We start from the raw sequence: 22,828 nt of genomic DNA on the forward strand, positions 1-22,828 counted from the left end.
CGCCACCGGCGTCGTCAGCCGGCCGCTGCCTCCAGGTGCACGCGGGTCTCTCGGTGTCGCCCCAGCACTTCGTCCACCGGCACGAGCACGTGCTGGTCGGCGACGGTCGCCACCGACTCCGCCAGGCGCTTGCCGATCAGGCTCCGGCGGTGCCGCGCGCCGACGCGGGCCCACCACCGTGAGAGCACACCGAGTCCGATGCCGAGCAGCAGTCCGACGGCCAGCATGACGAGGGGCGCGGGCAGGATCCCGACCGACGGGGTCTCCGGCCGAGGCAGCTGCAGCAGCCCGAAGGCCCAGAGCACGACGTACCAGACGAGGCCCGCCACGGCGACGAGTCCCAGAACCCACTGGAGCACGTTGACGACGAACCACCACACGGGCCGGCGTGCGCGCAGGGAGGTTCCGATGACGGCGCGGTCGAGTGAGTCGCCGAGGGCCCCGTCTCCCCGGTCGACGGCGTCCTCGACCGCCTGCACCCAGCGCACCGGCAGCCCCTCCGAGGCCTGGCGCACGAAGGTGCGGGTGGCGAGCTCGACTGCGGACGCGGTCGACACGCTGGGGGCGGGGATCGAGGAGCGGCCGAGGACGGCTCGGACGTCGGCACCGTCTATGTCGACGTGGATCGGCGGCCGGCCGCCCGTGCGGTCCAGCCGCAGGCGGCGCAGCGGGTCGGCGGCGAAGCCCTTGGTCCAGCGCGCGAAGAGCCAGCCGGTGTGCGCGAAGGCCTCGCGGCGGTAGTCGCGCGCCACGGCGTCGAGCACGATGGGTACCCCGGCCGCGCGCCCCAGTGAGGTGTCGAGCTCGGCGCGTGGCACCTGCCCGACGTCAGGCTCGGTGTCGGCCACACCGGATCGCAGCCGCGTCGCCGCCCCGACGACGTCGGCCCTCAGGCGCTGGCGCGAAGCGGCATGTCCCGCAACGGCATTGGCAATCCGCTGCCGCAGCTCCGGGATGCCCTCGCCCGTCACGGTGGACGTCGCGAAGACCTTGGCGCCGCGGACGCCATCCGCCACGAGCAACGCCGTGAGGTCCTCGGTGATCGAACGGACGCCGTCGCGGGTGAGCCGGTCGGCCTGGTTGAGCACGGCGATCGTCACGGCGTCGTGCTGCGACAGAATGCTGACGAACTCGTCGTGCAGGCGTGCGTCGGCATACTTCTGCGGGTCGGTGACCCAGATGAAGACGTCCACGAGCTCGAGCACCCGCTCCGCCTCCTGGCGGTGCGCCACCACACGCGAGTCGAAGTCCGGCAGGTCGAGCAGCACCAGCCCGTCGAGGGAGCCGACAGCCACCGGGCGCCTGGGTGCGTCGGCCTCCTGCCGCTCGGCCGTGGCCTCGACGACGTGCCGCGAGCTGACCCCGAGCCAGTCCAGCAGCTCGGAGGCGTCGTCGTCCCCCCAGATGGCGGCGGTGGGCCGGGAGGTGGTGGGACGCCGCGCGCCGATCGTCGAGACATCCGCGCCGACCAGCGTGTTGAAGAGGGAGGACTTGCCACTGCCCGTGGCGCCGGCCAGCGCGACGACCGTGTGGTCACCGCTCAGGCGCGAGCGCTCCTCGGCCTTGTCGACGACGCGCCGCGCGCGCACCACGCCGTCGGGGTCGAGCTCTCCGGAACCGGAGAGGAGCGCGAGCGACAGCTCGGTCGTGCGGGCACCCAGCTCCGCCGCCGAGACCGTCTCGAGCTTGGCGCTGCCCATCCTGATGGGGCTCATCGGGCCGCCCTCAGCCCCGCCACCGCGGCGGTCAGCTGCTCGGTCTGGTGGGAGTCGACGTGCAACGTCGTGACAGCTCCTTCGTAACGGGCTCGCTCTGCGGCATACAGCTCGTCGACGCGGGCCGACAGCTGCTCACGGGCCTGGCGGGCCAGTGCCCGGACGGCCTGGTCGCCGAAGACCGCCTCGAGCAGCTTCTGCCCGACCACTGCCGTGCCGCCGGCGATGCCGAGTTCGGCGCCGGTGAGGCCGGCCGTGCTCGCGAAGGTCACGAGCATGAGGACGACGCCGAGGCCGTTGACGCCGTACGCCATGATCCGTGCGGTGGTGCGCCGGTCGCGGCCCTCGTCGCGGACCATCTGGAGGATGTCGCCCTGCCAGTCGCGCACCAGGCGCTGGATCCGCCGGTCGACGTCCTTGCCCGACCGAGCGAGGCCGGGGTCGGCCTCGAGCAGCTGGTGACCCCCGGGAAGCGCCCGCCAGGCGCGGCTGATCGCGCTCGCGGCGAGCTCGGCGTGGTTGACGACGAGCGACTCGACGCCGGACTGGAGCGCCTCCCCGAGGTGGTCCGCGCGGGCCGGCTCGCCGCGCAGGAGCGAGGTGAAGCGGTCGCGCACCCGGGAGACGGTGGACTCGACCTGCCGGAAGAACTCTCCCGTGCCGACGAACTCCTGCCAGCGCGCCAGCACCTCGCCGCGCAGCAGCGTGCCGTCGACCATCCCCTCGTGGACCTGCTCCTTCGCCTCGTCGTAGGCGTGCGTCGCCACCTCGACGAGGGCCTCGCCCGCGGCCGTCTGCTCCTGGGAGGCCGCCACGAGCGCCGAGGTGCGAGCCTCCATCGACGTCAGCGCCCCCTCGAGGGTCTGGCGCACGACGTCGGCCCGGGCGGCAGCGTCACCGGCGAGCGCCGCCAGCCACCCGGTCAACCGCTCCGTCTGGCTCGGCGGCAGCAGGCCCTCGACGAGGTCTGACTCGACGACGGTGAAGATGGGCGCCCGGTCCAGACCCTGCTCACGCAGCATGGCGGCCAGGTGCGTGCGGATCTCGTCGACCGCCGACGGCGGCACCCGGTCCAGGACCACCGCGACCGCGGTGCCCCGCTCGGACGCCTCGCGCAGCAGCTCCCACGGCACCGCGTCGGCGTAGCGCGCTGCCGTGGTGACGAAGATCCAGAGGTCCGCCGCGGCGAGCAGCTGGGCCGCGAGGCCACGGTTGGCCTCGACCACGCTGTCGATGTCGGGTGCGTCGAGCAGGGCCAGGCCGGCCTCGACCTCGGGCGTCGAGACGAGCCGCACCGCCCCGGGACCGTCCGAGGACGAATGCCGTCCGGTGATGCGGGCGAGACCGGGAAGGATGCGTGGCCCGGAGAACCAGGCCGCGTCCGAGGGGTGGTGGATGAGCACCGGGGACCGCGTTGTCGGGCGCAGCACACCCGGCAGGGAGACCTCGCGGCCGACGATGGAGTTGACGAGCGTGGACTTGCCGGCCCCGGTGGAGCCGCCCACCACCGCAAGCAGCGGCGCGTCCAGCGCCGTCAGCCGCGGGATGACGTAGTCGTCGAGCTGGTCGAGCAGGCGCCCACGCGCGGAACGGGCAGCGCCGGCACCGGGGAGGTCGAGCGGCAAGGTGGCGTCGGAGACTGCAGAGCGAAGTGCCTTGACGCTGTCGAGGAGCCGGGCACTGCCCGCCCCTGTCTTCCCTGCCACGCCCGTATCCTTTCGTGTCGCACCGGCACAACCAAACCCATCGGGCGGCGCGCCCCCACCTCGTACCCCGAGTCGGCTGGAGAGCACGCCACGGGAGTCGGTGGCGCCCTCGACGGCCGACCTCACCGCATACGGCCTCGGTGGAAGTCACTGGGCCACGGACGTTTCGGCGGTGACTGCCCGCAGCCCCGGGACCGTGCGCACGGCGTCGGCAGGCGCCCCCGGCAGGACTCGAACCTGCGACCAAGAGATTAGAAGGCTCTTGCTCTATCCGCTGAGCTACAGGGGCCGGTCGCCCGATCCGGGCGCCGTCCAATGATAGGCACGCGGCGGGGCCGCGCCCGCTCAGGTGACGGGCGAGCCGAGAAAGCCCCGGCGGTGGGCCGTGATCGACTGGAGCAGCACCATCTCGCGGTCGGTGGCACCCTCCTCGGCCGTGCCCCGGACGAGCCGCGAGCGCAGCAGCGCAAGGTCGCTGGCGCTGTCCTGGAAGGCGTGCATGGACCGCTTCGCCGGGCGACCACCGTTCTGAGCGGCCCAGGCCAGCGCCGCGCGTCGCAGCCTCAGGTGGGAGAGCATCACGACCTCGGCGTGGGTCAGCCACCCGGCGTCGGCGTACGGCGAGAGGTGGCGACCGATGAGGCGCCCTTCCCTGCGGCGCAGCCAGAGCAGGAAGCCGATGAACGCGAGGAAGATCGGCACCTGGTAGGTGATGTAGGCCTGGAAGAAGCCCGCAAGGCCGGCGATCGCCGAGAGGTTCCACAGGTGGTGCAGGAGCATGGCGCAGCCCCACCCGACGAGGATGGCCACGACCCGGACGGCGGGCCGGCGCGCCGACACGGCGATGCCGATCCCGATCCCGGTCATCGACGTGAAGAGCGGGTGCGCGAACGGGCCCATGAGCCCCCGCACGAGGAATGTCGACGTGAGGCCCTCGCTGCCGTACTGGTTGAGGGCCTGCCCCAGGTAGAGGATGTTCTCGCTGAAGGCGAACCCGGCGCCAATGAGACCGGCGTAGACGATCCCGTCGATGATGCCGTCGAACTCGCGGCGGCGCAGCAGGTAGATCAGCAGGATGCCGAGGCCCTTGAGCGTCTCCTCGGTGACCGGTGCCAGGTAGACGGCACCGGTCTCGAGCGGGTCGGTCCAGCGAGCCTGGACGAGCAGCTGCAGGCCGTAGGTGTTGAGGAAGAAGGCCCCGACGACGGCCACCAGCGCACCCCAGAGGAACGCGAAGACGATGTAGCGGACCGGCTCGGCCTCGTAGCGGTCGAGCCACAGGAACGTCGGGACGATGACCAGCAGCGGGATGACCGCGGCCAGGGCCGCAGTCACGAGCGTCTGGGTCGTCAGCCGCTCCCCCAGGATGCCGAGCAGCACGAGCAGGCACAGGAGGAACACGGACGCGGCCACCCCGACGCTCAGCGCCCGGCGCAGCATCGGTCGTCGGGTCGGGTTCGGCCTCGTGCTCCACTGCTGCACATGACCGCCCGGGCTGCCACCCGGGCCCTGCGTCGACACGTCCCCTGAGGTCATGCAAGGCAGGCTAGTGCAGCCGGCGACGCGAGCCCCTGCCCTGGCCTGAGACCTCCGACGCGCTCGACCGGGCGCGTGCGCACCCAGCCTCTATGGTGGAGCGGTGAGCGACACCAACCACCGAGCCATCGCCGACCGGATCATCTGGATCGACTGCGAGATGACCGGCCTGTCCCTGAAGTCCGACGCCCTGGTCGAGGTGGCCGCGCTGGTGACGGACTTCGAGCTGAACCAGCTGGGCGACGGCATCGACGTCGTCATCAAGCCCCCGGCCGAGGCGCTCGAGCAGATGGACGACTTCGTCCGCGACATGCACACCACCTCGGGACTGATCAACGAGCTCGACTCCGGCGTGACGCTGCAGGAGGCCGAGCACATCGTCCTCGACTACGTCCGCACCTTCGTGCCCGAGCCGCGCAAGGCGCCGCTCGGCGGCAACACCGTCGCCACCGACCGAGGGTTCCTCTCGCGCGACATGCCGGTGCTCGAGTCGTACCTGCACTACCGGATCATCGACGTCAGCTCGATCAAGGAGCTGTCGCGTCGCTGGTACCCGCGCGTCTACTTCAACGCCCCGAAGAAGTCGGGCGGCCACCGCGCCCTGGCCGACATCCGCGAGTCGATCGCGGAGCTGCGCTATTACCGCGAGGCGGTGTTCGTTCCCCAGCCCGGCCCCGACAGCGCCACGGCCAAGGCGCTGGCGACGCCGCACGTCATCGAGCACTGACGCACCCCAGCAGGTCCCGGGAAGGCACCGGACGGCATATGACGAAAACGGACGTATGCCGTCGGGCCGGGGTGGTCACGAGCACCGCGCAGGAGCCTGTAGCATTGTCGACGCCGTGACACGGCGCCGAGCCCTCGGGCCCGGCTCGTGTTGTGCATGGTGGGTGTAGCTCAGCTGGTAGAGCACCTGGTTGTGGTCCAGGTGGCCGCGGGTTCAAGTCCCGTCACTCACCCCATGGTTCCCCGCTTGTGTGGGGCGTAACTGTGGCCCGTGCCCCCTCCGGAGGGGGCACGGGCCACAGTGCGTTTCGGCGTCACCCCGTTCAACGGGGCCCGCCTGTGACGCAGGTCTTGCGCGGGGTGACTGCGCCCGTGGGGTGGCACGTGACGGTTCGCCGTGTCCGAACAGGCACGACACCCAAGAACACGACATGCCCCCAGACGAGATGAGCTACCGCCGGATCCAGCGGCGTCGCAGCCGAGAGCGCCAGGATCGTCATGAGGCCGACCACAGGTCGAGCGAAGCACCAGAGTGTCCGGCCCGATGATCAAGCGCGCATGCAACCGAGTACATCGCCGTTCGAGCACGGCCCGCTGGGACAGCGCGCAAGACTGGTGTGGTGACGGTTTCCGGTCCGCTCCTAGGCCTCTGGCGGCGGGGCGGTCTCCTGATGATCGTCGTCGTCACCGCCGCCTGTTCGGGGTCTCAAGGGGCGGCGACGCCGTCTTCGAGCGAGAGACCCGCCACGGTGATGACTTCCGCTCTGTCCACGTCGAGCACTCCTGGGGGCGGCGCCGGGACGCTGCAGGGAATCGCCGCGATCTCGGCGCTCGGGGACTCCGTCCCGTACGGAACGGCCTGCGACTGCACCCCGTACCCGCAGCTGGTCGGTGCCGACCTCGCGCGTGTGACCGGGCACCCGGTCGAGACGGCCAACGACGCAGTCGCCGGCTTCACCAGTGGTGATGTCCTCACGCAGGTCCGGTCGGACACCTCCGCGGCCGAGCACATCCGGAAGAGCCAGGCGGTCACCCTCGAGGTCGGCGCCAACGACGTCCCCTACTCCACGGCGTGTGCGACCGAGATCGCCTGCTACGAACAGAAGCTGCCCGAACTGCAGAGCAACCTCGACGCCACCCTCGCCCGCATCCGTGAGCTGGCAGGTGGGGACCACGTCGCGGTGGTGCTGTTGGACTACTGGAGCGTCTGGCTGGGTGGCCGGTACGCGACTGCACAAGGCCCCGGATATGTCGATGCAGCCTCGGCCGTCACGTCCGAGGTGAACGGCCTGATCCGCGAGACGGCTCATAGGACGGGCTGCTTGTACGTCGACCTGCGCACTGCCTTCCGTGGCCCGGATGACGCTTGGGACGAGACCCACCTCCTCGCGCCCGACGGTGACCATCCGAACGCGGCTGGTCACCAGAGGATCGCGGAGGCAGTCGCCGAGACGGTGCGTTCGGAGCAGTAGGTAGCGACCACACTGCCCGTTCGAACCGATCCTCGTCTCGCCTCCGTGGTGGAAGCGCCCGCTGACTACTGTTCCTCGCCGCCCTTGGGTCCGGCGGCCTGCTCTTCGGCCTTTTCGGCTTCCTTGGCGGCAGCCTTGACGTCCTTGGCGACAACATCGTCAATGGCGGTCATGACGATCGCGTTGGCCATCTGAAGGGCTTGCCGGAGTTCGACGGCTGCAGGGTCGGAGACCAAGGCCACGATGCCGGAATGACCCGGCTCGATCGCGGGCTCAAGCTCGTCCGCCAGCTCGTGCCGGTGGTGCAGCTGTCCCACCTTGCCGGCCGCAGCCCCGGCTGCCCCCAACACCGCCGCGCTCCCGAGGATCGACGGGGGGAAGATGAGTCCGAGGGCTGCGCCTCCAACGACTCCCCAGGTGAGGCCGCGACGGGTTGTGTGGTCGGTGGCGCGCTGTACTTCGAGCTTTCCGTCCGTCTCGCGTTTCACCACGATGACGCCCTCGATCTCGACGTGTCGGCCGTCCTCCGCCTCCTTGAGGGCGGCGTAGGCCTCCTGCGCACTGGACGTGTCTGCGAAGTCGGCGATCAGCAGGGTGTATGCGCCATCTGACACGGCGCCGACGACCGTGACCGGGGGTTCCGCGTCCTTACTGACGTCTTCTGACATGGGCGTCTCCTCATCAGAGAAGAGTTCGGCGCGGGCGCCGAACACGTGCTGCTAGGCATTCCGCACGCTACTCCTTGCCTCCGGCAGGCGACGCCCTCTTGAGGATTGGACCTGCACCCGCTGCTGCCCGCCACGGAGGAGGTGGCCCGCCTCACCGGTCGGAACGGCTGGGGACGGCCGGCAGCCCTCGTGCTCAACGTGGTCTGGAGCTGACCGACCGGCGCCACCGGTCCGCGCAGGGTCACGAGCTGACCTTCGCGATCAACGTCCTGGCCCAACACGCCCTGCTCATCGGGCTCACGCCGTTGCTCGTCCGCCGCGGGCACGCCGTCGTCATGGGCTCCTCGACTCACCGGGGACGGCGGGCCTGCTACGGTCTCGTGCCCGACCGGGTCTGTTCAGGCCCCGTCGGCTCTGGCCCGGCCGGACGACGTGCTCACGCCGCGGGACCCGTCCAGGCACTACGGAGGCGTTGCCTACGCGACGAGCAAGCACGCCCTCGTCACGCTCACGCACGAGTGGGCCGCTCGACTGGGCCGCGCAGGGGCAGCGGCTCAACGTCTACGACCCCGGGCTGGTGGCCGGGACCGGGCTCGGCCGTGACATGCGCGCCTACGAGTACTGGGCTTGCCGCCGGATCATGCCCGCCATGAGTGTTCTCCCCGGCGCGGAGGATCTATCGGACGGTCGCCACTCCGGTCGACCTCTCAGGCACGGCACCCCGGCGCCAGATCTTCGATCTACAACTTCTTCGGGTCGCAGCCAGGCGTCGCGACGGCCACGGCGAGCGACGCGGGTTTCAACGGCGGCCGGTGGCAGATTCACAAGGTCTCGGCGCCCGGTGGGTACGTTGCGGCACTGGCCGTAGGAGTCATGACTTCGACGGTGTGCTGGACTCGACACAGGCGCTCGATGGGCCCGCGCCTTGCGTTCGTGGGCCGAGGGCCGGCTCAACGTCCGACTTCTGCAGGCCCGTCCACCGGACCGGCATTCGGGTGCACCGGCCCCAGTGCCGCCCGCAGCCGCTGGCGCGCGGAGTCGATGGCGGCACGGCGGGCCCTGAACTGGTCTGGCCCTGTGGCAACTTCCGTCGCGGGCACCGTGGTGAGGTCCGAGCCCACCGCCTCAACGAGTTCGCGCACGAGGGCCCGCACCTTCGTGGCGCGCGTCGATCGTGCCTCGTCCGGCGCATCCCCGGTCAGATTGTGCAGATCCTCGTCGACCTGCAGCACTCGCGGTTGGGCGGCGACCCAGATCGTCTGCGCCTCAGCGGTGCTCGCCCGTGCGAGCACCTGTGCGGTCAAGGAATCCTCGACCCACGACGCCTCGTCCTCGCACACCTCGAGTCGCCGGTCCCATGCGTCCACCACGGCCTGTTGCTGGCGCCGACGCAGCAGCCACCATCCCAGGCCGCCGAGCACCACCAGCGCGAGGAGGACCCACGGCCACCACACGGTTCCCGCGTCCGAGGTGGCTGCCGCCGCTGCCTTGGGAGGAGCGGCCCCGTCGGCGGCAGCGGGGCTCGGTGTCTCGGTCGGGGCCGCGCTGGGATTCTTGGACGGCGCGGCCGTGGGAACCGCGCCGGCGGGTGCGGTCTGGGTCACCGTCACGGTGCTCGTCAACGTCCGTGTCTGCGTGTCGGTCTGTGTGACCGTGGGCATCACGGCCGGCGACTGCGTCGGAGTGGGTTCGGTCGGACTCGTCGGCAGCGTGAGCGTGGGCAGCCGCCCACTGCTGGGCTCGATGCTGGGCAGCGCCGCACCCGAGGGCGCCGCTGCAGTCGGCGTGGCACTCGGCGACGCGGCCGCACTGGACTCACGGGCGCTGGGCAGAGACGTGGGCAAGGAGACCGAACCGGTGCCTGAGCATGCCGTCAGGGGGCCCAAGGCTGCGAGTAGGAGCAGGCTGAGGACGGCGCCGTCGGTGGCCCGGGAGCGTGTCATGACTGATCGCCCCCGTGAGGAACCGGTCAGGGCGTCACTCACCCGGGATGATCTGCCATGAACCCGGACTGCCGCAGGTCCCCGCGCCGCCCCGGACACCGACGGCAGGCCGGCTCCGCGGTCGGGTGCGGCACGCCGACGCGGGCGACGCTTCATCCGGCAAGGCTGATGCTCCGCGAATGCCGGGTTCCGTAGCCTTCTGGGACCCGCCGGCAGTGCTCCCTTCGGGGATCCTCGCCCACCGGCACGAGGTGACGCAGGAGAGAGCACATGAGCGAAGCAGGATCCCAGAGCCCTGAACCGGTCGCATCGGGCAGCCGGCGCCTGATGGTGCTTCTCGCGATGGCGATGTTCGTCCTCGTCGTCGACACCTCGCTGATGAACGTGTCGATCTCCGCAGTGATCAAGGACCTCGACACCACGGCGAGTGGCGTCCAGTCGGCAATCGCCCTCGAGGCTCTCGTGTCCGCCGCGTTCATCCTGATCAACAGCAAGGTCGGGGACCTCATGGGTCGCAAGCGTGCGTACGTCGTCGGACTGCTGGCGTACGCCGTCGGCGCCCTCGCGATGACGCTGGCGCAGAGCCTGACCGCGATCGTGGTCTTCTGGGCCATCATCGGTGGTCTCGGCGCCTCCCTCCTCCTCCCAGCGATGCAGTCGCTCATCCACGGCAACTTCATCGGCGCCACCCAGAAGCAGGCGTACGCGATGGTCGGTGCTGCGGCCGCGATAGCCGCGGCGGTCGGTCCGTTGCTGGGGGGCTTCGTCACCACCTACCTCTCGTGGCGGGTGGGGTTCGCCCTCGAGGTCGTCATCATCGGGGTCGTGCTCAGCCAGATCCGGCTGGTCAAGGACGTCCCCTACACCGGGTCACGGGAGGTCGACGGGGTCGGCGCCGTCCTGTCGGTGGTCGGCATGGGCGGCATGGTCCTCGGCATCCTCGTGTGGCAGGAAGGCGGCGACTTCGTCCTCCTCCTCATGGCGATCGGCGCCGCCGCCCTGCTGTCGCTGTGGCGTTGGCTGAACCGGCGCAAGCGGGAGCAGCGGGTGACCCTGCTGGACCCCGAGCTGTTCCACAAGCCCAACTTCACGGCTGGGGTAACCGGTCAGATGCTTCAGCAGGTGGCGCTCGGTGGCGCGATGATCGTGCTCCCGCTGTTCTTGCAGATGACCTTGGAGTACAACGCGATGCAGGCGGGTCTGGCCTTGGCACCACTGTCCCTGACGATGTTCGCCGTCGCTCTCCTCGTCGGAAAGAGCGCCGGTCGGCGGCGGCCCGCCGCCATCATCCGTGCCGGTTTCGTGCTGGCGGCCGTGGGCATCCTCGTGATCATCCCGATCGTCCCTCAGGTGCACAGCGACTGGTACCTCGTGGTGCCCCTCATCATCACCGGTGCCGGCCTGGGCCTGCTCGTCTCCCAGTTGAACAACTACGCCCTTGCCCCGATCGAGGAGGAGCGGGTCAGCGAGGCGGCGGGCGTCAACTCCGCTGCAGGGTCCTTCGGCCTGTCGTTCGGGTTGGCCATGGCCGGCGGCCTCATGCTGGCCGCCCTGGCGTTCAGCTTCACGACGCAGGTGGCCGCCAGCACCGTGATCCCTGCCGCGCAGCAGCAGCACATCTCGGAGGTCCTCGAGAACGATGCCGAGATCATGAGCAACACGGCGCTCGAGCAGGTCATCGTCGGGCAGCCACCACAGGTCGAGGCCGAGATACTGGCCATCAACGACGACGCCAGGGCCCGCTCGCTGCAGTTCGCGCTCCTCGTGCCACTCTTGGCCACTCTGCTCGGAGTCGCCAACTCCTTCAGGATGTTGCGGCTGCCCGACGTCGCGCCGTCCACCGAGGGGCTAGGCCTCGCCTGATCGGTGCCCAAGGATCTGTGGGCGGCCCCGCTCTCTGCCGCGAACCGTCTTTTCGGCCACCCCGAGCGCACCGCCCAGGTCGCCACAAGCGCGAAGAATCGCTCGTTCAGGATGATGCGAAGGCACTCCGCCGGGTCCAGTGTGGGCGTGACGGCGATGAGACTCCTCGCCGATTTCGATGGACCACCCCGGGCCCGGCCCCCGTGGTCCTTGGAACAGGAGGGATCGATGCCACCCACGACAAAGCACGCCACCGCCGTCCTCGTGGCCTGCCTGACCGGAGTGCTCGGCCTCGTGGCTTGCGGCGCGAGCGAGGGTGGCGAGGTTTCGGGCGGCAGCTCTGTCCAACCGGCCGCCTCGGGACCAGTCACGATCAGGATGATGATCACCTCGAACGGCGCCGCCGACACCAAGCTCCAGCAGGACACGGTCAAGCCGTGGGAAGCCAGGACCGGCAACACGGTCGAGGTGATCGCCGCCTCTGACATCGACCGGCAGCTGTCCCAAGGCTTTTCGACGGGCTCGCCTCCAGACCTCTTCTTCACCGACGCCAAGGTGTTCCAGTCGTACGCCAAGGCTGGAGACCTCGTCCCGTACGGCGACCAGCTCGACATGAAGGGTGACTTCTACGAGAGTCTCGTCAGCACCTTCACGTACGACGGCAAGTTCTACTGCGCGCCGAAGGACTTCTCCACGCTGGCCCTCCTCATCAACACCGACCTGTGGGAACAGGCCGGTCTGGGTCACGTCGACTGGCCGCAGAGCTGGTCGGACCTGGAGACCGTTGCCCGGAAGCTGACGAGTGGCAAGGTCAAGGGCCTTGTCGTCGATGACACGCACGACGGCGTGGGACCGTTCCTGAAGCAGGCGGGGGGCTGGATCGTCAACCCGGACCAGACGAAGATGACCGCCGACACCGCGAGCAACCTCGCGGGCCTGACCGAGGTGCAGAGGCTGCTGGCCAGCGGAACCACCTCATACCCCAAGGGCGTCGGCGCCGCTTCGGGCGTCGAGGCACTGGGCCAGGGCAAGGCCGCCATGGCGATCGAGGGCAACTGGGTCAAAGGCGTCTTCCGGAACAGCTACCCGACGCTGAGGTGGCAGGCGGTCGAGCTGCCCGCGGGGCCGGCCGCCCGGGGAACGCTGCTGTTCACCCAGTGCTACGGCATCGCAGCCCAGAGCAAGAAGCAGGCGGCGGCGATCGACCTCGTCAAGTACCTCTCGACCGAAGAGCCGGCACTCGCGCTCGCCAAGGGTCTCGGTGTCATGCCCCCGATCAAGTCGGCAGCGGCCGCCTACAAGGGCGCCTACCCCAGCGACGCCGCCTTCATCACCGGGGCGTCGTACGCGCAGGGCCCGGTCACGGTCGCGGGCATGGAGCCGGTCCTGGCGGACTTCGACAGCCAGCTGCAGACCCTGCCCGGCGGAGACCCTCAGGCGATACTGACGCGTCTGGAAACCAAGGGTGAGGCCGTCCTCAAGTAGCGGGAGCACCTCTTACCGCCTCGGCCGACACCTGCCCCCGACTCCCCCGCGACACCGCCGGTCCTCAGCTCCAACTCATGGCTGGATCGGTGGTAGGTGAACCCCCCGGTGGATCTCGTAGGCGCGGGCCTGCCCCGGCGAATCGGGGTCGTCCGCGATGGGCAGGTCGGCCATGAAGAGACGGGTGACGTTGGCCAGCTCCCCGGGGTGGCTGAAGTTGATCGCGTGGGCGGCGCCGTCGATCACGACCACGAGCACATGCGTCTCGAACCGGCCGGCGACCTCCTTGACGCGAGGCGGGGCGGGCATGAGCGGGTCGGCGCTGCCGAGGACCACCAGCGTCGGGATGTGCAGCGCCAGCAGCCGGTCGAGCGCGGGATAGCGCGTCAGGGCTCGGAACATCCGCATCGTGCTGGGCACCCCGAACCGCACGTAGTCCGGCACCGCGACGCGGATGAGTCCCAGAGGCTCGCGTACGCCGTCCCGTGCCAGCTGCTGCACCGCCCGACGCAGCGGCTGGTTGTGCAGCCCGCCAGCCGGGGCCACAAGCACGGCACGCTCCAGCCGCGCCGGAAAGAGGTGCGCGAACTCGCAGATGACAGCGCAACCCATCGAGTTGCCCACCAGCGTCACCGTCTCGATCCCCCGGTCGTCGAGGAACGCCGCCGCCGCCTCGGCGAGCTCGGGCACGTCCAGCGGGGCACGTGGGCGGCCGCTGCGTCCGAAACCAGGCAGGTCAGGCACGAGCGTGCGGAACTCGTCGGCGAGCCGCTCGGCCGTCGGCAGCAGGTACCGACCGGAGAGGCCGAAACCGTGCAGGTGCATCATCGTGGCGGCACCCGGTGGGCCTGGCGACTCCCGGTAGAAGACCTTGACGCCGTTTACCGAGGTCCAGCGCTCGGCCACGGCCGAGCCAGCGGAGGGGGTCACCACGCGAGCAGCCTCTCCACCGGAGGAGTGCTGGGCGTCACCCGGCGAGGATGAACCGCGACGGACATGTCCGGGGCCCGGCCGTCCTCTGAGCTTGCGCCGCGAACAGGTCGATCTCGCCCCGACACCTGGTCTACCCGTCGGGAGGGGCTCGGCGGCCGAACACCTTTCCGGCGCGGTCGGGCGGGCCGAGGAGCAGGTCGACCACGAGCGCCGTCGGCCGTCCACCCGGTCTGGTGGCTGGTCGTGTCCGTTCCAGAACGCCCGGGCGAGGCGCAGCTCGGGGCGGATATCCAAGGTCCCCGCCATGCCGTCCCTGTTCCAGCGGTCCCACGCCCTGTAGTCCCGGGCGTGCTCGCCAGGCATGCGCCGGGCTGGACGGCAGCGTTCAGGCAAGCGCCCGGGCCTTGATGGCGCTGTACTCCTCGGGAGAGATCGCGCCGTTCTCCAAGAGCGATCGGGCCTGGGTGAGTGTTTCGGTGGGCGACGCCGGAACTGAGGTCGCGGCGACACTGCGGATGTACTCCGATTGTGCGGCCATGCGGCGCTCGGCACGCGCCATCTCGCGGTCAGCCATGCCGTGGCCTCGGACGATCAGGTAGACGAGAGCGGCCAGCAGCGGGAAGACGAAGAACGCGACCACCCACAGGACCTTGGCGAACCCGCCCAGCTCCTTGTCCCCGAAGAGGTCTCCGAAGATGTGGAACAGCATGATGAGGTAGGCGACGAAGAAGAAGGACCACACAAGCAACCAGAAGAAGCTCCAGAAGTCCATCGTTGGCCAGTCCTTTCATAGTGCTTCGGCAAGGATCACCGCCAGGAGACCGTCTCCCCCACTCAACGTGCCGTCTCAGTTCCCCACCGACATCGCACTCCACGAGGGAGATGAGAGGTCACCGGGTTTGCGGCCCCGCAGGACCATCGGGTTCATCGACGAGGTGACTTGACGTCACTTCCAGGCCCAGGGCGGTGAGGCTGCCGAGCACCGCCACCAGCTCTTGGCTGTCGTGCACCTGAACCGTGAGCGTGGTGCTCATCCCGTCGGTGAAGCACCAGGCGGCATACGGCCAGATGTCCCGCTCGTCCACGTCTCCGGTCACGGTCACGACGGCGTGCATGGTCATCTCTCCCTTGCGAAGTTCGCGTAGAGACATGGTCGCCGCGACAGGCACGGCCGCACCTCGCCCCCTCCGAGGGAGATCGCCGTGGTCACAGTGCGTCCAGAGCGCACGCGGAGCGGCTAGTACAGCTCGAGCTCCGCGGCGCGGCGGATGGCCGCCCGACGGCTGCTCACGCCCAGCTTCTGGTAGATGTGCGAGATGTGCGTCTTGGCCGTGTGCACGGAGATGTACTCGGCCTCGGCGATCTGGGCGGCGGTGAGGTTGGTGGCGAGGTAGTGGAGGATCACACGCTCGCGCTGGGTAAGGCGCTGACCTCGGGTCGTGACGCCGCGCGCCTGTCTGGAGGAGATGCTGCCGAGGATCTGCGTCACCGTCGTCGCGTGGGAGGTGCCGTGGCGCAGGTGGGACTTGAGCAGCTCTCGCAGCTTCCCGCCAGCGCCTAGGAAAGGACCGTAGAGCTGGTCCGGCTCGGCCGCCGCCAAGGCGAGCTCCAGCGATTCGCGGGCGTCCGGACGCCCCAGTGCTGCGCGCGCCTCTGCCTCGAGGCAGCGACAAAGGCACTCGACGTGGATGAGCCTGCCCTCCGTCGGCACCCGGGCCAGCTCGGCGAGCGCTTCGACGGTCAGACCCGCGTGCAGCAGGACCGTTGCGCGGTGCGGCCGGGCCATGGGGTACTCAGGCTCCGTCACCGGGCCCATCGCCAGTGCCACCGCCTCGCGCTTCCTTCCCTCGGCCAGGAGGACCAGACTCTCGAGGGCGGCGAGCATGGACGTCCACGCCGGGGTGGTCCGTCCGGACCCGATCAGCTCGTCGAGCCGCGTCATGGCCCGCCTCGCCCCGGCGACGTCCCCCAACGACAGGCACGTCTTCGTGAGGAAGTTCAAGGTGAGGCCGCGCAGCTCCCAGTCGAAGGGCAGGATCATCGACAGGCTGCGTTCCAGCTCGGCCCGTGCCTCGTGCAGGTTGCCCCGCCAAAGGTCCAGCCAGCCGAGGAAGGCGACGGCTGGGGCGAGTGTCGCAAGGCCCACCCAGCCGCGTTCCTCGGCCCGCGTCAGCACGCTCATCGCCAATGCGCCGATCTCACTGAGCCGCCCCTCAGCGACGGCCGGGATGCACGACTCGGCCAGCGCCGACAGCTCGAGGGCGACGAGACCTGCGTCGTGGGCCGTCGCGGCGGACGACTGGAGCATGTCCAGGACCGGGCCCCGCCGATCCTGCAGCCGCGCTTCGCCCATGCCCACGAACATCTGCACGGAAGCCAGCACCGCGGGTTCGGTCGGATGCCGGCTCTGCCCGAACCTCTCGAGCAGGGCCTCCGCGGGCTCGATCGCCGCGCTGAGGCCGAGCCCGTAGCCGGTCCGGAACAGCTCGACGACGGCCATCCGGTCCCGGAAGCCGTCATGGTCCGGCTCTGGGACCTGCCCGGCGCCCGCGCGAGCAGCGTCGATCTCGAACCGGGCCTCGTCCGTCTTGCCCTGCTGCACCAAGATCATCGCCCTCGCCAGGCGGGCGTCGGCGCAGTACACCGAGCTCCCGGGCAGCTCCTCGAGGGCAGCGAGCACGGCGTCCTCCCGGCCCTCCATCAGCATCTCCAGCCAGTGCTCGGCGAAGATGTTCGAGGCCAGCTCGCCGTCGTCGGCGGCCAGGGCGTGCCGGATCGCCGCATGCGCGTCGACCGCGCTCCACCACGCCGCGGCCGCCCTGTGCTGGGTGGTGGCGCGCCCGGGATGGTCCGTGACCAGGCGACGGTGGACGTGTGCCGCGAAGAGGGGGTGCCAGGAGTACCAGGGCTCGTCCGTGCTGCTCGCGCGGGACAGGAAGAGCCCGTCGGCGAGGCACTGCTCGAGCAGCGCCTCCGCGTTGTGCGTCCCGCGGACGGTATCGATCAGGGACGCGCAGACCTGCTCGTCCAAGGTGCCGTCGAGGACGAACTGCCGCACGTCCTCGCTCAATGACGCGAGAACCTCCGTCGCCAGGTACTCCGCCAATGCTTGGTCGCGTCGCAGCTGGGTCGGCACCTGTTGCCGCAGGCCGTACTGGCGGGCGGCAAGGATCGCCATGCGTACGCCCGCTGGCCATCCGCCGGTGGTGTGGTGGATGGAGTCGACGGTCTCGAAGTCGAGGTCGAGACCGGCGACCCGGACGGCTTCGGCTGTCTCCTCGGAGCTGAAGGCCAGGTCGTCGTGGGTGAGGTAGGTGAGCCGGTCGTCGAGCCGCAGGCGTTGCAGCCGGAGGGGAGGGACGATGCGGGCGGCGATCGCGATGCGCATGTTCGCAGGAGCCCATCGCAGGATGTGGTCGACCAACGACGCCGAGGCCGGTGCCCCGGTGAGGTGCTGCACGTCGTCGAGCACCAGCGTCAACGGGACTGCGGCGTCGTAGAACACCTCGAGGAGCGAGTCGACGAGGCTTTGTGGCTCCGCACGCATGGTCGACTCACGCAGCGGCGTCAGGTCGGCACCGGCCTCCTCGAGCCCCGAGATGCCGGCCGCACTGACCAGGTCGGACACCAGGCGCGCAGCCGCACGGTCGGAGTCGTCGAGGGTGAGCCAGATCGCCACCCCGTGCTCCTGCCGGTGCCGCGTAACCTCAGCCAGCAGAGTGGACTTGCCGTAGCCCGCCATGCCCGAGAGCACTACCACCGGCCGCTGGTCCACGAAGAGTGCGAACCGAGGGCGGCCGATGGTGTGGGCAGAAGGCAGTGGAGGGGTCATCCGCGCCTGCCGTAGTCCGACCATGTCCACCCTGTCGGTCGATGTGGGGTCGCACGTCCTTTGTCAGCGTAGGCATACGAACGGCCCGCTCGCGGTACTTCTCGGACTTCGGAGGTGAATCCGCTGGGCATCGGCGTGACCGCAGTCCACACCGTCGAGGACGACGTCGATGAGGTCCGCTATCCCACACGCCGAAGGCTGACGCGGTCCCCGGGCAGTGCTCGTCGAGGACTCGATCCAGCCCCGCCCGTGGCGGCCGGGATAGGTCTTGGCCGCAACTTCAGCGCGGCCCCCCGTCGTGCGAGTCCCCGTCGAGAATGGGCTTCCGAGCGCCCGGCATCTTGGCAAGCGTCCTGCCCGCGCCGTGTCTGAAATCAGCCCGTCCTTCCGGGATCGGTGGGTATGGAGGCAGCAGAACGAAAGCCCCGACCGCATGGAGAGGTGAGTCCGCGTGACCGCTGACGAGCTAGCCCATTTCCTGGTGACGGCCGCCGCAACGGTGGGACGGCTCGGACTCACGTTGGGGCCCGACGAGGGAAACTTCCGCGACCTGGCGATCGCCGACATGGTCGACGGCATTCCACTCTTCCATCCGCTCGACGGCGTGCGCGAGCAGTTACTCGCCGGCGCCGACCCAGGGGCGGCCCTGTCCGAGGCCTTCGCGCGGCAGGCGGTCGTGTACGTGGAATCCGCGGCACTTGCGACGGTTGCCGTGGTCGAGCGGGCCCTGAAGCATCTTCAGGCGTCCGGCGGTGACGAGGTCGTGGCTGCCTTCCTCGACGACCTGGAAGGCGTGGGCGAGCAGCCGGCGGCCTAGCGCACCGCCCGGGTGGACCGCGACGACCCGCGGCGATGATCCTCGAGGCCACCCGAAGAAGTCACGGAGGGGATGTCCCTATTCCTCCGAGGCCAACGCGGGAGCCGGCCTGCGGCCCTCGCGATCGCCTCCTACCGCACGGCTTCCCGTCGAGCGCCAGTCACCTGGCTGGGGCCGGCTCCGGCTCGGGGACCGCCATCAGTTGAGACGACCTCAGTGCGGCGCAACATCGGCCTGCGAGGTGGGTCCTTGGGGGACGAAGGACGAAGTCCTCGGAGCGGGTCAGGCCGAAGGACAGCACGCCCGCGACGATGCTGACCACCGCGGAGACCAGCAGGATGTGGTCGAGCGCGGTGGTGATGCTGCCGCGCACCACGACGGCGAGCACCCCGCGCTCCTGGCGGCGCGCACAGGCCACGACACGAGACGGTGGGATGTGTAATCGGACGGCGGCGTGCTGGCGACCGCCGAGGTCGTTCGTCGTTTCGGGGACCGGGGCGCTGGTCGTGTGGGAGCGTTCCGATGAGGAACCTGCATCGCGCTGACCGGATCGAGCTGAGATGGCGACTCATGCGGAGGGAACCGACGCGCCGACCGTCCGTGCGGGCGCAACGGCAGATGCACCGGGGCCGCTTGCACCGGCATCCCCGCAGGAGCCGGCGCCGGCGACGACACCACCCGGGCGGATCCGTCGGCTGATGCACGTCACCCTTCCGGGGTGCTGGGGTGCCGCCGTCTTCGCGGCACTGTCGTTCACACCATCCCTGCTTCCCCGCGGTGGCTTCATCCAGGGCCTCATCTGCGGGATCACCGCGGCCATCGGCTACGGACTCGGCGTCCTGGCCGCGTGGCTGTGGCGCGCCTACGCCGACCGGGAGCCGCGCCCGGCCCGACCCTCCTCGTGGCGCCTCTTCTTCATCGGCGCCGGGATCCTCCTCGCGGCCGCGTTCGCTCTCGGGCAGTACTGGCAGGCCCAGATCCGCGACCTGATGGGCGTCACGGAGTACAACCTCGCCCTCGTCGTCGCCTCGCCCCTCGTCGCCGCATTCTTCGTCGCCGTGTTCCTGCTCATCGGGCGCGGCATCCGACACGTCTACCACTGGGCCGCCGACCTGCTCGCCCGAAGGTTCGGGCGCCGAGCCGCGAACGCGACCGGCTGGGTCCTGGTGACGGCCGCGGTCTACCTCGTGATCAGCGGCATCCTGCTCGACGGCCTCGTCGGCGCCATGGACGAGGCGTTCTCCGTCGCGAACCTGAGGACCGAGGAAGGGGTCGTCCAGCCGACCAGCGCGCTCAGGTCGGGTGGGCCCGGCTCGCTGTTGCCATGGGAGTCCCTCGGGCGCGAGGGCCGGACGTTCGCCGCGTCCGGTCCCACGGCCGACGAGATAGCGGCGGTGGTGCACCACCGGGCGAAGGAGCCGATCCGCACGTACGCCGGCCTCGACTCGGCAGACAACGCCGAACAACGCGCGGCGCTGGCCGTCGACGATCTCGAACGGGCAGGCGGATTCCGGCGGGCCAACCTCCTCGTCGTGACCACCACGGGAAGCGGCTGGGTCGACCCCGCTCTTGTTGCGCCCTTCGAGTATCTGACCGGCGGCGACTCGGCGACGGTCTCGATGCAGTACTCGTACCTGCCGTCGTGGTTGTCCTTCCTCGTCGACCAGTCCAAGGCCCGGGAGGCCGGGCGCGCGCTCTTCGACGCGGTGTACGACCGCTGGTCCAAGCTCGCTCCGGCCACGCGGCCCAGGCTCTTCGTGTCTGGCGAGAGCCTCGGGACCTTCGGCGGCGAGACCGCCTTCAGCGGTGAGTACGACCTCCGCAACCGCACCGACGGCACGGTCTTCGCGGGACCGCCCAACTTCAACACGCTGTTCCGGGAGTTCAGCGACCACCGGGACCCGGGGAGCCCCGAGATCCAGCCGGTCTACAAGAACGGTCGGACGGTGCGGTTCGCGACCGACGCCGCGACGTCCATCCCGCCGCAGGGCCAGCCGTGGGATGGCACCCGGGTCATCTACCTCATGCACCCCTCCGACCCGATCGTGTGGTGGACGCCTCGTCTCATCCTCACTGCACCGGACTGGATCGGCGAGACCGCCGGAAAGGACGTGCTGCCGACCATGTTCTGGATGCCGTTCGTGACCTTCTGGCAGGTCACGGCCGACCTTCCGTTCTCCACTGGCGTTCCTGCAGGTCACGGCCACAAGTACACGACGGAGTACGTCGACGTCTGGAACGCCGTGATGCGCCCACCGGGGCTCACCGAGGACCAACTCGCAGCCATCCGAACAGCGGTCGCCGCGCTTCCCTAGCGTCGACTGGTCCTGCCAAGCCGCCCGTCACACAGCGCGGTCTGTCCGAGGGTTCCTGGCCCCGAATCGGCTGGCCCGCCGACCCCTGCCGAGGACGTGACGGGGTGTCGCGATCGACCGCACTCGCTGAGGGGTGTCAGGAGGGGGCATGAACGGATGCGATCCGTCTGAGCAGGGCCGAGATCGACTGACTCCGACGGCCTGCGATGGACCCCACGACGCCCCGGGCAGCGCATGGCCCAGAATGGGTCGCATGCTCATGGGCAAGAAGCGGACGCAACGGATCACTGTCGGCGTCATCCTCGGCGTCATAGTCGTCAGCCTCGCGCTGTCGCTCATCACGTCGGCCACGGGGCCCTGAGGGGTCGTGTGACGGCCCTCCTCAGTGCGTCCGGCTGGCGGGTCGATCCCGCGAATCAGCCCGGCGCGCATGGCCGCTCACGTCTGGAGCGGGCCGGAGCGCACGTCGCCGCCCCGGGCTCGGACCCCGATTTTGTCCCAGCGCAGGACGGCTGATAACGTTTCTCCTCGTTGCGCCGTTAGCTCAATTGGCAGAGCAAGTGACTCTTAATCACTGGGTTCGGGGTTCGAGTCCCTGACGGCGCACTGGACAGGCCCCCGTTCGGAGAGATCCGGACGGGGGCCTTCGCCGTGCTCGGGCTGGTGGACGTCATCGGCCCCGGGAACGCCAGCAGGCAGGGACGCGGCGACCGCGTCCCTGCCCGCTGCTAAGGCCCGGGGTTCCTGCGAGCCGGGTCAGCGCCGCCTGCGGCGGAGCAGCCCGACGGCGACCACGACGACGACCGCGGCCGCGATGACGGCTCCGATGCGCTCGATGCGCAGCTCGCCGTCCTCCGTGTGCGTGGCGGCGTCCAGGCGCAGCCGCAGGCCCTGGACCTGGCGTTGCGCGATGACCTGGGGCTGGGCCCGGTAGGCCAGCTCGTTGACCGTGCCCTCGAGCCGGGCCCTCGCGGCCTCGATGTCCTGCTCGATGCGTGCGGTGTCGCTCATCTGCTTCCTTTCGGGGAGGGTGCGACTAGTCGGCGATGCCGAGGTCGCGGCGGAGCTTGGCCACGTGGCCGGTCGCCTTGACGTTGTAGAACGCGTGCGAGACCTTGCCCTCCTCGTCGACGACGAAGGTCGAGCGGATGACGCCCTCGACGGTCTTGCCGTAGAGCTTCTTCTCACCCCAGGCGCCGTAGGCGGTGTGGACCGTGAGGTCCTCGTCGCTCAGCAGCGGGATGGTGAGGTGGTCGTGCTCGCGGAACGTGGCGAGCTTGGCGGGCTTGTCCTTGGAGATCCCGACGACCTCGTAGCCGTCCTTGCGGAGCGACTCCAGGGACTCGCTGAAGTCGCACGCCTGCTTGGTGCAGCCGGGGGTCATCGCCGCCGGGTAGAAGTAGACGATGACCTTGCGGCCGGCGAAGTCCGAGAGGGTCACCGTGCGCCCGGTGTCGTCGGGAAGACTGAACGCCGGGGCCTGCTCGCCGGGCTCGAGTCTCGAGGTCACAAGTGCTCCTTGGTGGTCGGCGCGTGCCGGTCGTGCGGGTGTCTGGTCCCTCTGCTCGCCCGGATCGCGCAGGACGAATGCGTCTCGCGCATCGTATCGGTAGGCCTCGTACCCACCTCGGGCGCTCGGTCGGCGCGGCGGCCCACCCCGGGCCCGCGTCGCCTCGCTGGGAGCGGGGCGCAGAGGTCGGTCTCGGCCGGCTACGGGCGTGAACGGGATGGTGCGGACGGCGGGACTCGAACCCGCACACCTAGGGCACAGGAACCTAAATCCTGCGTGTCTACCAGTTCCACCACGTCCGCTCGCG

19 protein-coding genes and 4 tRNA genes are annotated in these 22,828 nt (G+C 70.0%); 9 read left to right on the forward strand and 14 right to left on the reverse strand.

The window, feature by feature from the left end; genetic code table 11:
• Positions 1 to 14 precede the first annotated feature (14 nt).
• The 4 genes from ABD241_RS16190 to ABD241_RS16205 form a co-directional block, all read right to left on the reverse strand.
• On the reverse strand, positions 15 to 1,715 hold the full coding sequence (locus ABD241_RS16190) for a GTPase (protein ID WP_344064893.1): 1,701 nt from the start codon (positions 1,713 to 1,715) through the stop codon (positions 15 to 17).
• Positions 1,712 to 3,421 carry an ABC transporter gene (locus ABD241_RS16195; protein ID WP_344064896.1) on the reverse strand — a complete coding sequence of 570 codons (1,710 nt, stop codon included), beginning with the start codon at positions 3,419 to 3,421 and terminating at the stop codon, positions 1,712 to 1,714. The genes ABD241_RS16190 and ABD241_RS16195 overlap by 4 nt, the downstream gene beginning before the upstream one ends.
• 216 nt (positions 3,422 to 3,637) lie before the next feature.
• Positions 3,638 to 3,710, reverse strand: a tRNA-Arg gene (locus ABD241_RS16200).
• A 56-nt stretch (positions 3,711 to 3,766) separates the two neighbouring features.
• Positions 3,767 to 4,957 carry a PrsW family intramembrane metalloprotease gene (locus tag ABD241_RS16205; RefSeq protein WP_344064899.1) on the reverse strand — a complete coding sequence of 397 codons (1,191 nt, stop codon included), beginning with the start codon at positions 4,955 to 4,957 and terminating at the stop codon, positions 3,767 to 3,769.
• A 103-nt stretch (positions 4,958 to 5,060) separates the two neighbouring features.
• Here ABD241_RS16205 and orn point away from each other — a divergent pair, with 103 nt between their 5' ends.
• The 3 genes from orn to ABD241_RS16220 all read left to right on the forward strand — a co-directional run bounded on the left by orn (position 5,061) and on the right by ABD241_RS16220 (position 7,155).
• On the forward strand, positions 5,061 to 5,684 hold the full coding sequence (gene orn, locus ABD241_RS16210) for an oligoribonuclease (RefSeq protein WP_344064902.1): 624 nt from the start codon (positions 5,061 to 5,063) through the stop codon (positions 5,682 to 5,684).
• A gap of 159 nt (positions 5,685 to 5,843) precedes the next feature.
• Positions 5,844 to 5,919: transfer RNA gene (locus ABD241_RS16215), tRNA-His, on the forward strand.
• Positions 5,920 to 6,435: 516 nt separating this feature from the next.
• Positions 6,436 to 7,155 (forward strand): SGNH/GDSL hydrolase family protein, encoded by a 720-nt coding sequence (locus tag ABD241_RS16220; protein ID WP_344064905.1) that lies wholly within the window; start codon positions 6,436 to 6,438, stop codon positions 7,153 to 7,155.
• Positions 7,156 to 7,220: 65 nt separating this feature from the next.
• On the opposite strand, the gene ABD241_RS16225 is transcribed toward ABD241_RS16220, so the two are convergent.
• Positions 7,221 to 7,823, reverse strand: a complete 603-nt coding sequence (locus tag ABD241_RS16225) for a DUF1269 domain-containing protein (RefSeq protein WP_344064908.1) — start codon at positions 7,821 to 7,823, stop codon at positions 7,221 to 7,223.
• Positions 7,824 to 8,773: 950 nt separating this feature from the next.
• Positions 8,774 to 9,433 carry a hypothetical protein gene (locus tag ABD241_RS16230; RefSeq protein WP_344064911.1) on the reverse strand — a complete coding sequence of 220 codons (660 nt, stop codon included), beginning with the start codon at positions 9,431 to 9,433 and terminating at the stop codon, positions 8,774 to 8,776.
• Position 9,434: 1 nt separating this feature from the next.
• Between ABD241_RS16230 and ABD241_RS16235 the strand changes: the two genes are divergently transcribed.
• The 3 genes from ABD241_RS16235 to ABD241_RS16245 all read left to right on the forward strand — a co-directional run bounded on the left by ABD241_RS16235 (position 9,435) and on the right by ABD241_RS16245 (position 13,114).
• On the forward strand, positions 9,435 to 9,827 hold the full coding sequence (locus ABD241_RS16235) for a hypothetical protein (RefSeq protein ID WP_344064914.1): 393 nt from the start codon (positions 9,435 to 9,437) through the stop codon (positions 9,825 to 9,827).
• A gap of 209 nt (positions 9,828 to 10,036) precedes the next feature.
• Positions 10,037 to 11,629, forward strand: coding sequence for an MFS transporter (locus tag ABD241_RS16240; RefSeq protein ID WP_344064917.1), 1,593 nt, complete (start codon positions 10,037 to 10,039; stop codon positions 11,627 to 11,629).
• Positions 11,630 to 11,857: 228 nt separating this feature from the next.
• A complete protein-coding gene (locus ABD241_RS16245; RefSeq protein WP_344064920.1) occupies positions 11,858 to 13,114 on the forward strand; it encodes a sugar ABC transporter substrate-binding protein in 1,257 nt (418 codons plus the stop codon).
• A gap of 75 nt (positions 13,115 to 13,189) precedes the next feature.
• Here ABD241_RS16245 and ABD241_RS16250 read toward each other — a convergent pair whose 3' ends face one another.
• From ABD241_RS16250 to ABD241_RS16265, 4 genes are all read right to left on the reverse strand, one after another.
• Positions 13,190 to 14,044 (reverse strand): alpha/beta fold hydrolase, encoded by an 855-nt coding sequence (locus ABD241_RS16250; protein WP_344064923.1) that lies wholly within the window; start codon positions 14,042 to 14,044, stop codon positions 13,190 to 13,192.
• A 388-nt stretch (positions 14,045 to 14,432) separates the two neighbouring features.
• Positions 14,433 to 14,819, reverse strand: coding sequence for a PLDc N-terminal domain-containing protein (locus ABD241_RS16255; protein WP_344064926.1), 387 nt, complete (start codon positions 14,817 to 14,819; stop codon positions 14,433 to 14,435).
• Between the two features lie 118 nt (positions 14,820 to 14,937).
• Positions 14,938 to 15,216 (reverse strand): hypothetical protein, encoded by a 279-nt coding sequence (locus ABD241_RS16260; protein WP_344064930.1) that lies wholly within the window; start codon positions 15,214 to 15,216, stop codon positions 14,938 to 14,940.
• A 68-nt stretch (positions 15,217 to 15,284) separates the two neighbouring features.
• Complete coding sequence (locus ABD241_RS16265) at positions 15,285 to 17,879, reverse strand: winged helix-turn-helix domain-containing protein (RefSeq protein WP_344064933.1); 2,595 nt, start codon at positions 17,877 to 17,879, stop codon at positions 15,285 to 15,287.
• A gap of 451 nt (positions 17,880 to 18,330) precedes the next feature.
• Here ABD241_RS16265 and ABD241_RS16270 point away from each other — a divergent pair, with 451 nt between their 5' ends.
• On the forward strand, positions 18,331 to 18,696 hold the full coding sequence (locus tag ABD241_RS16270) for a hypothetical protein (RefSeq protein ID WP_344064936.1): 366 nt from the start codon (positions 18,331 to 18,333) through the stop codon (positions 18,694 to 18,696).
• Between the two features lie 160 nt (positions 18,697 to 18,856).
• Here ABD241_RS16270 and ABD241_RS16275 read toward each other — a convergent pair whose 3' ends face one another.
• Complete coding sequence (locus ABD241_RS16275; protein WP_344064939.1) at positions 18,857 to 19,114, reverse strand: hypothetical protein; 258 nt, start codon at positions 19,112 to 19,114, stop codon at positions 18,857 to 18,859.
• Positions 19,115 to 19,394: 280 nt separating this feature from the next.
• Between ABD241_RS16275 and ABD241_RS16280 the strand changes: the two genes are divergently transcribed.
• Positions 19,395 to 21,011 carry an alpha/beta hydrolase gene (locus tag ABD241_RS16280; protein ID WP_344064943.1) on the forward strand — a complete coding sequence of 539 codons (1,617 nt, stop codon included), beginning with the start codon at positions 19,395 to 19,397 and terminating at the stop codon, positions 21,009 to 21,011.
• Positions 21,012 to 21,544: 533 nt separating this feature from the next.
• Positions 21,545 to 21,617, forward strand: a tRNA-Lys gene (locus ABD241_RS16285).
• Positions 21,618 to 21,767: 150 nt separating this feature from the next.
• Here the strand turns inward: ABD241_RS16285 and ABD241_RS16290 are convergent.
• The 3 genes from ABD241_RS16290 to ABD241_RS16300 all read right to left on the reverse strand — a co-directional run bounded on the left by ABD241_RS16290 (position 21,768) and on the right by ABD241_RS16300 (position 22,823).
• Positions 21,768 to 22,022: a DUF3618 domain-containing protein gene (locus ABD241_RS16290; protein ID WP_142186075.1), complete on the reverse strand. Its 255-nt coding sequence runs from the start codon at positions 22,020 to 22,022 to the stop codon at positions 21,768 to 21,770.
• 25 nt (positions 22,023 to 22,047) lie between these two features.
• Positions 22,048 to 22,521, reverse strand: coding sequence for a thioredoxin-dependent thiol peroxidase (gene bcp / locus ABD241_RS16295; protein ID WP_344064949.1), 474 nt, complete (start codon positions 22,519 to 22,521; stop codon positions 22,048 to 22,050).
• 218 nt (positions 22,522 to 22,739) lie between these two features.
• Positions 22,740 to 22,823, reverse strand: a tRNA-Leu gene (locus ABD241_RS16300).
• Positions 22,824 to 22,828: the final 5 nt, after the last annotated feature.

The organism is Terrabacter lapilli (assembly GCF_039531305.1).
Classification (GTDB): domain Bacteria; phylum Actinomycetota; class Actinomycetes; order Actinomycetales; family Dermatophilaceae; genus Terrabacter; species Terrabacter lapilli.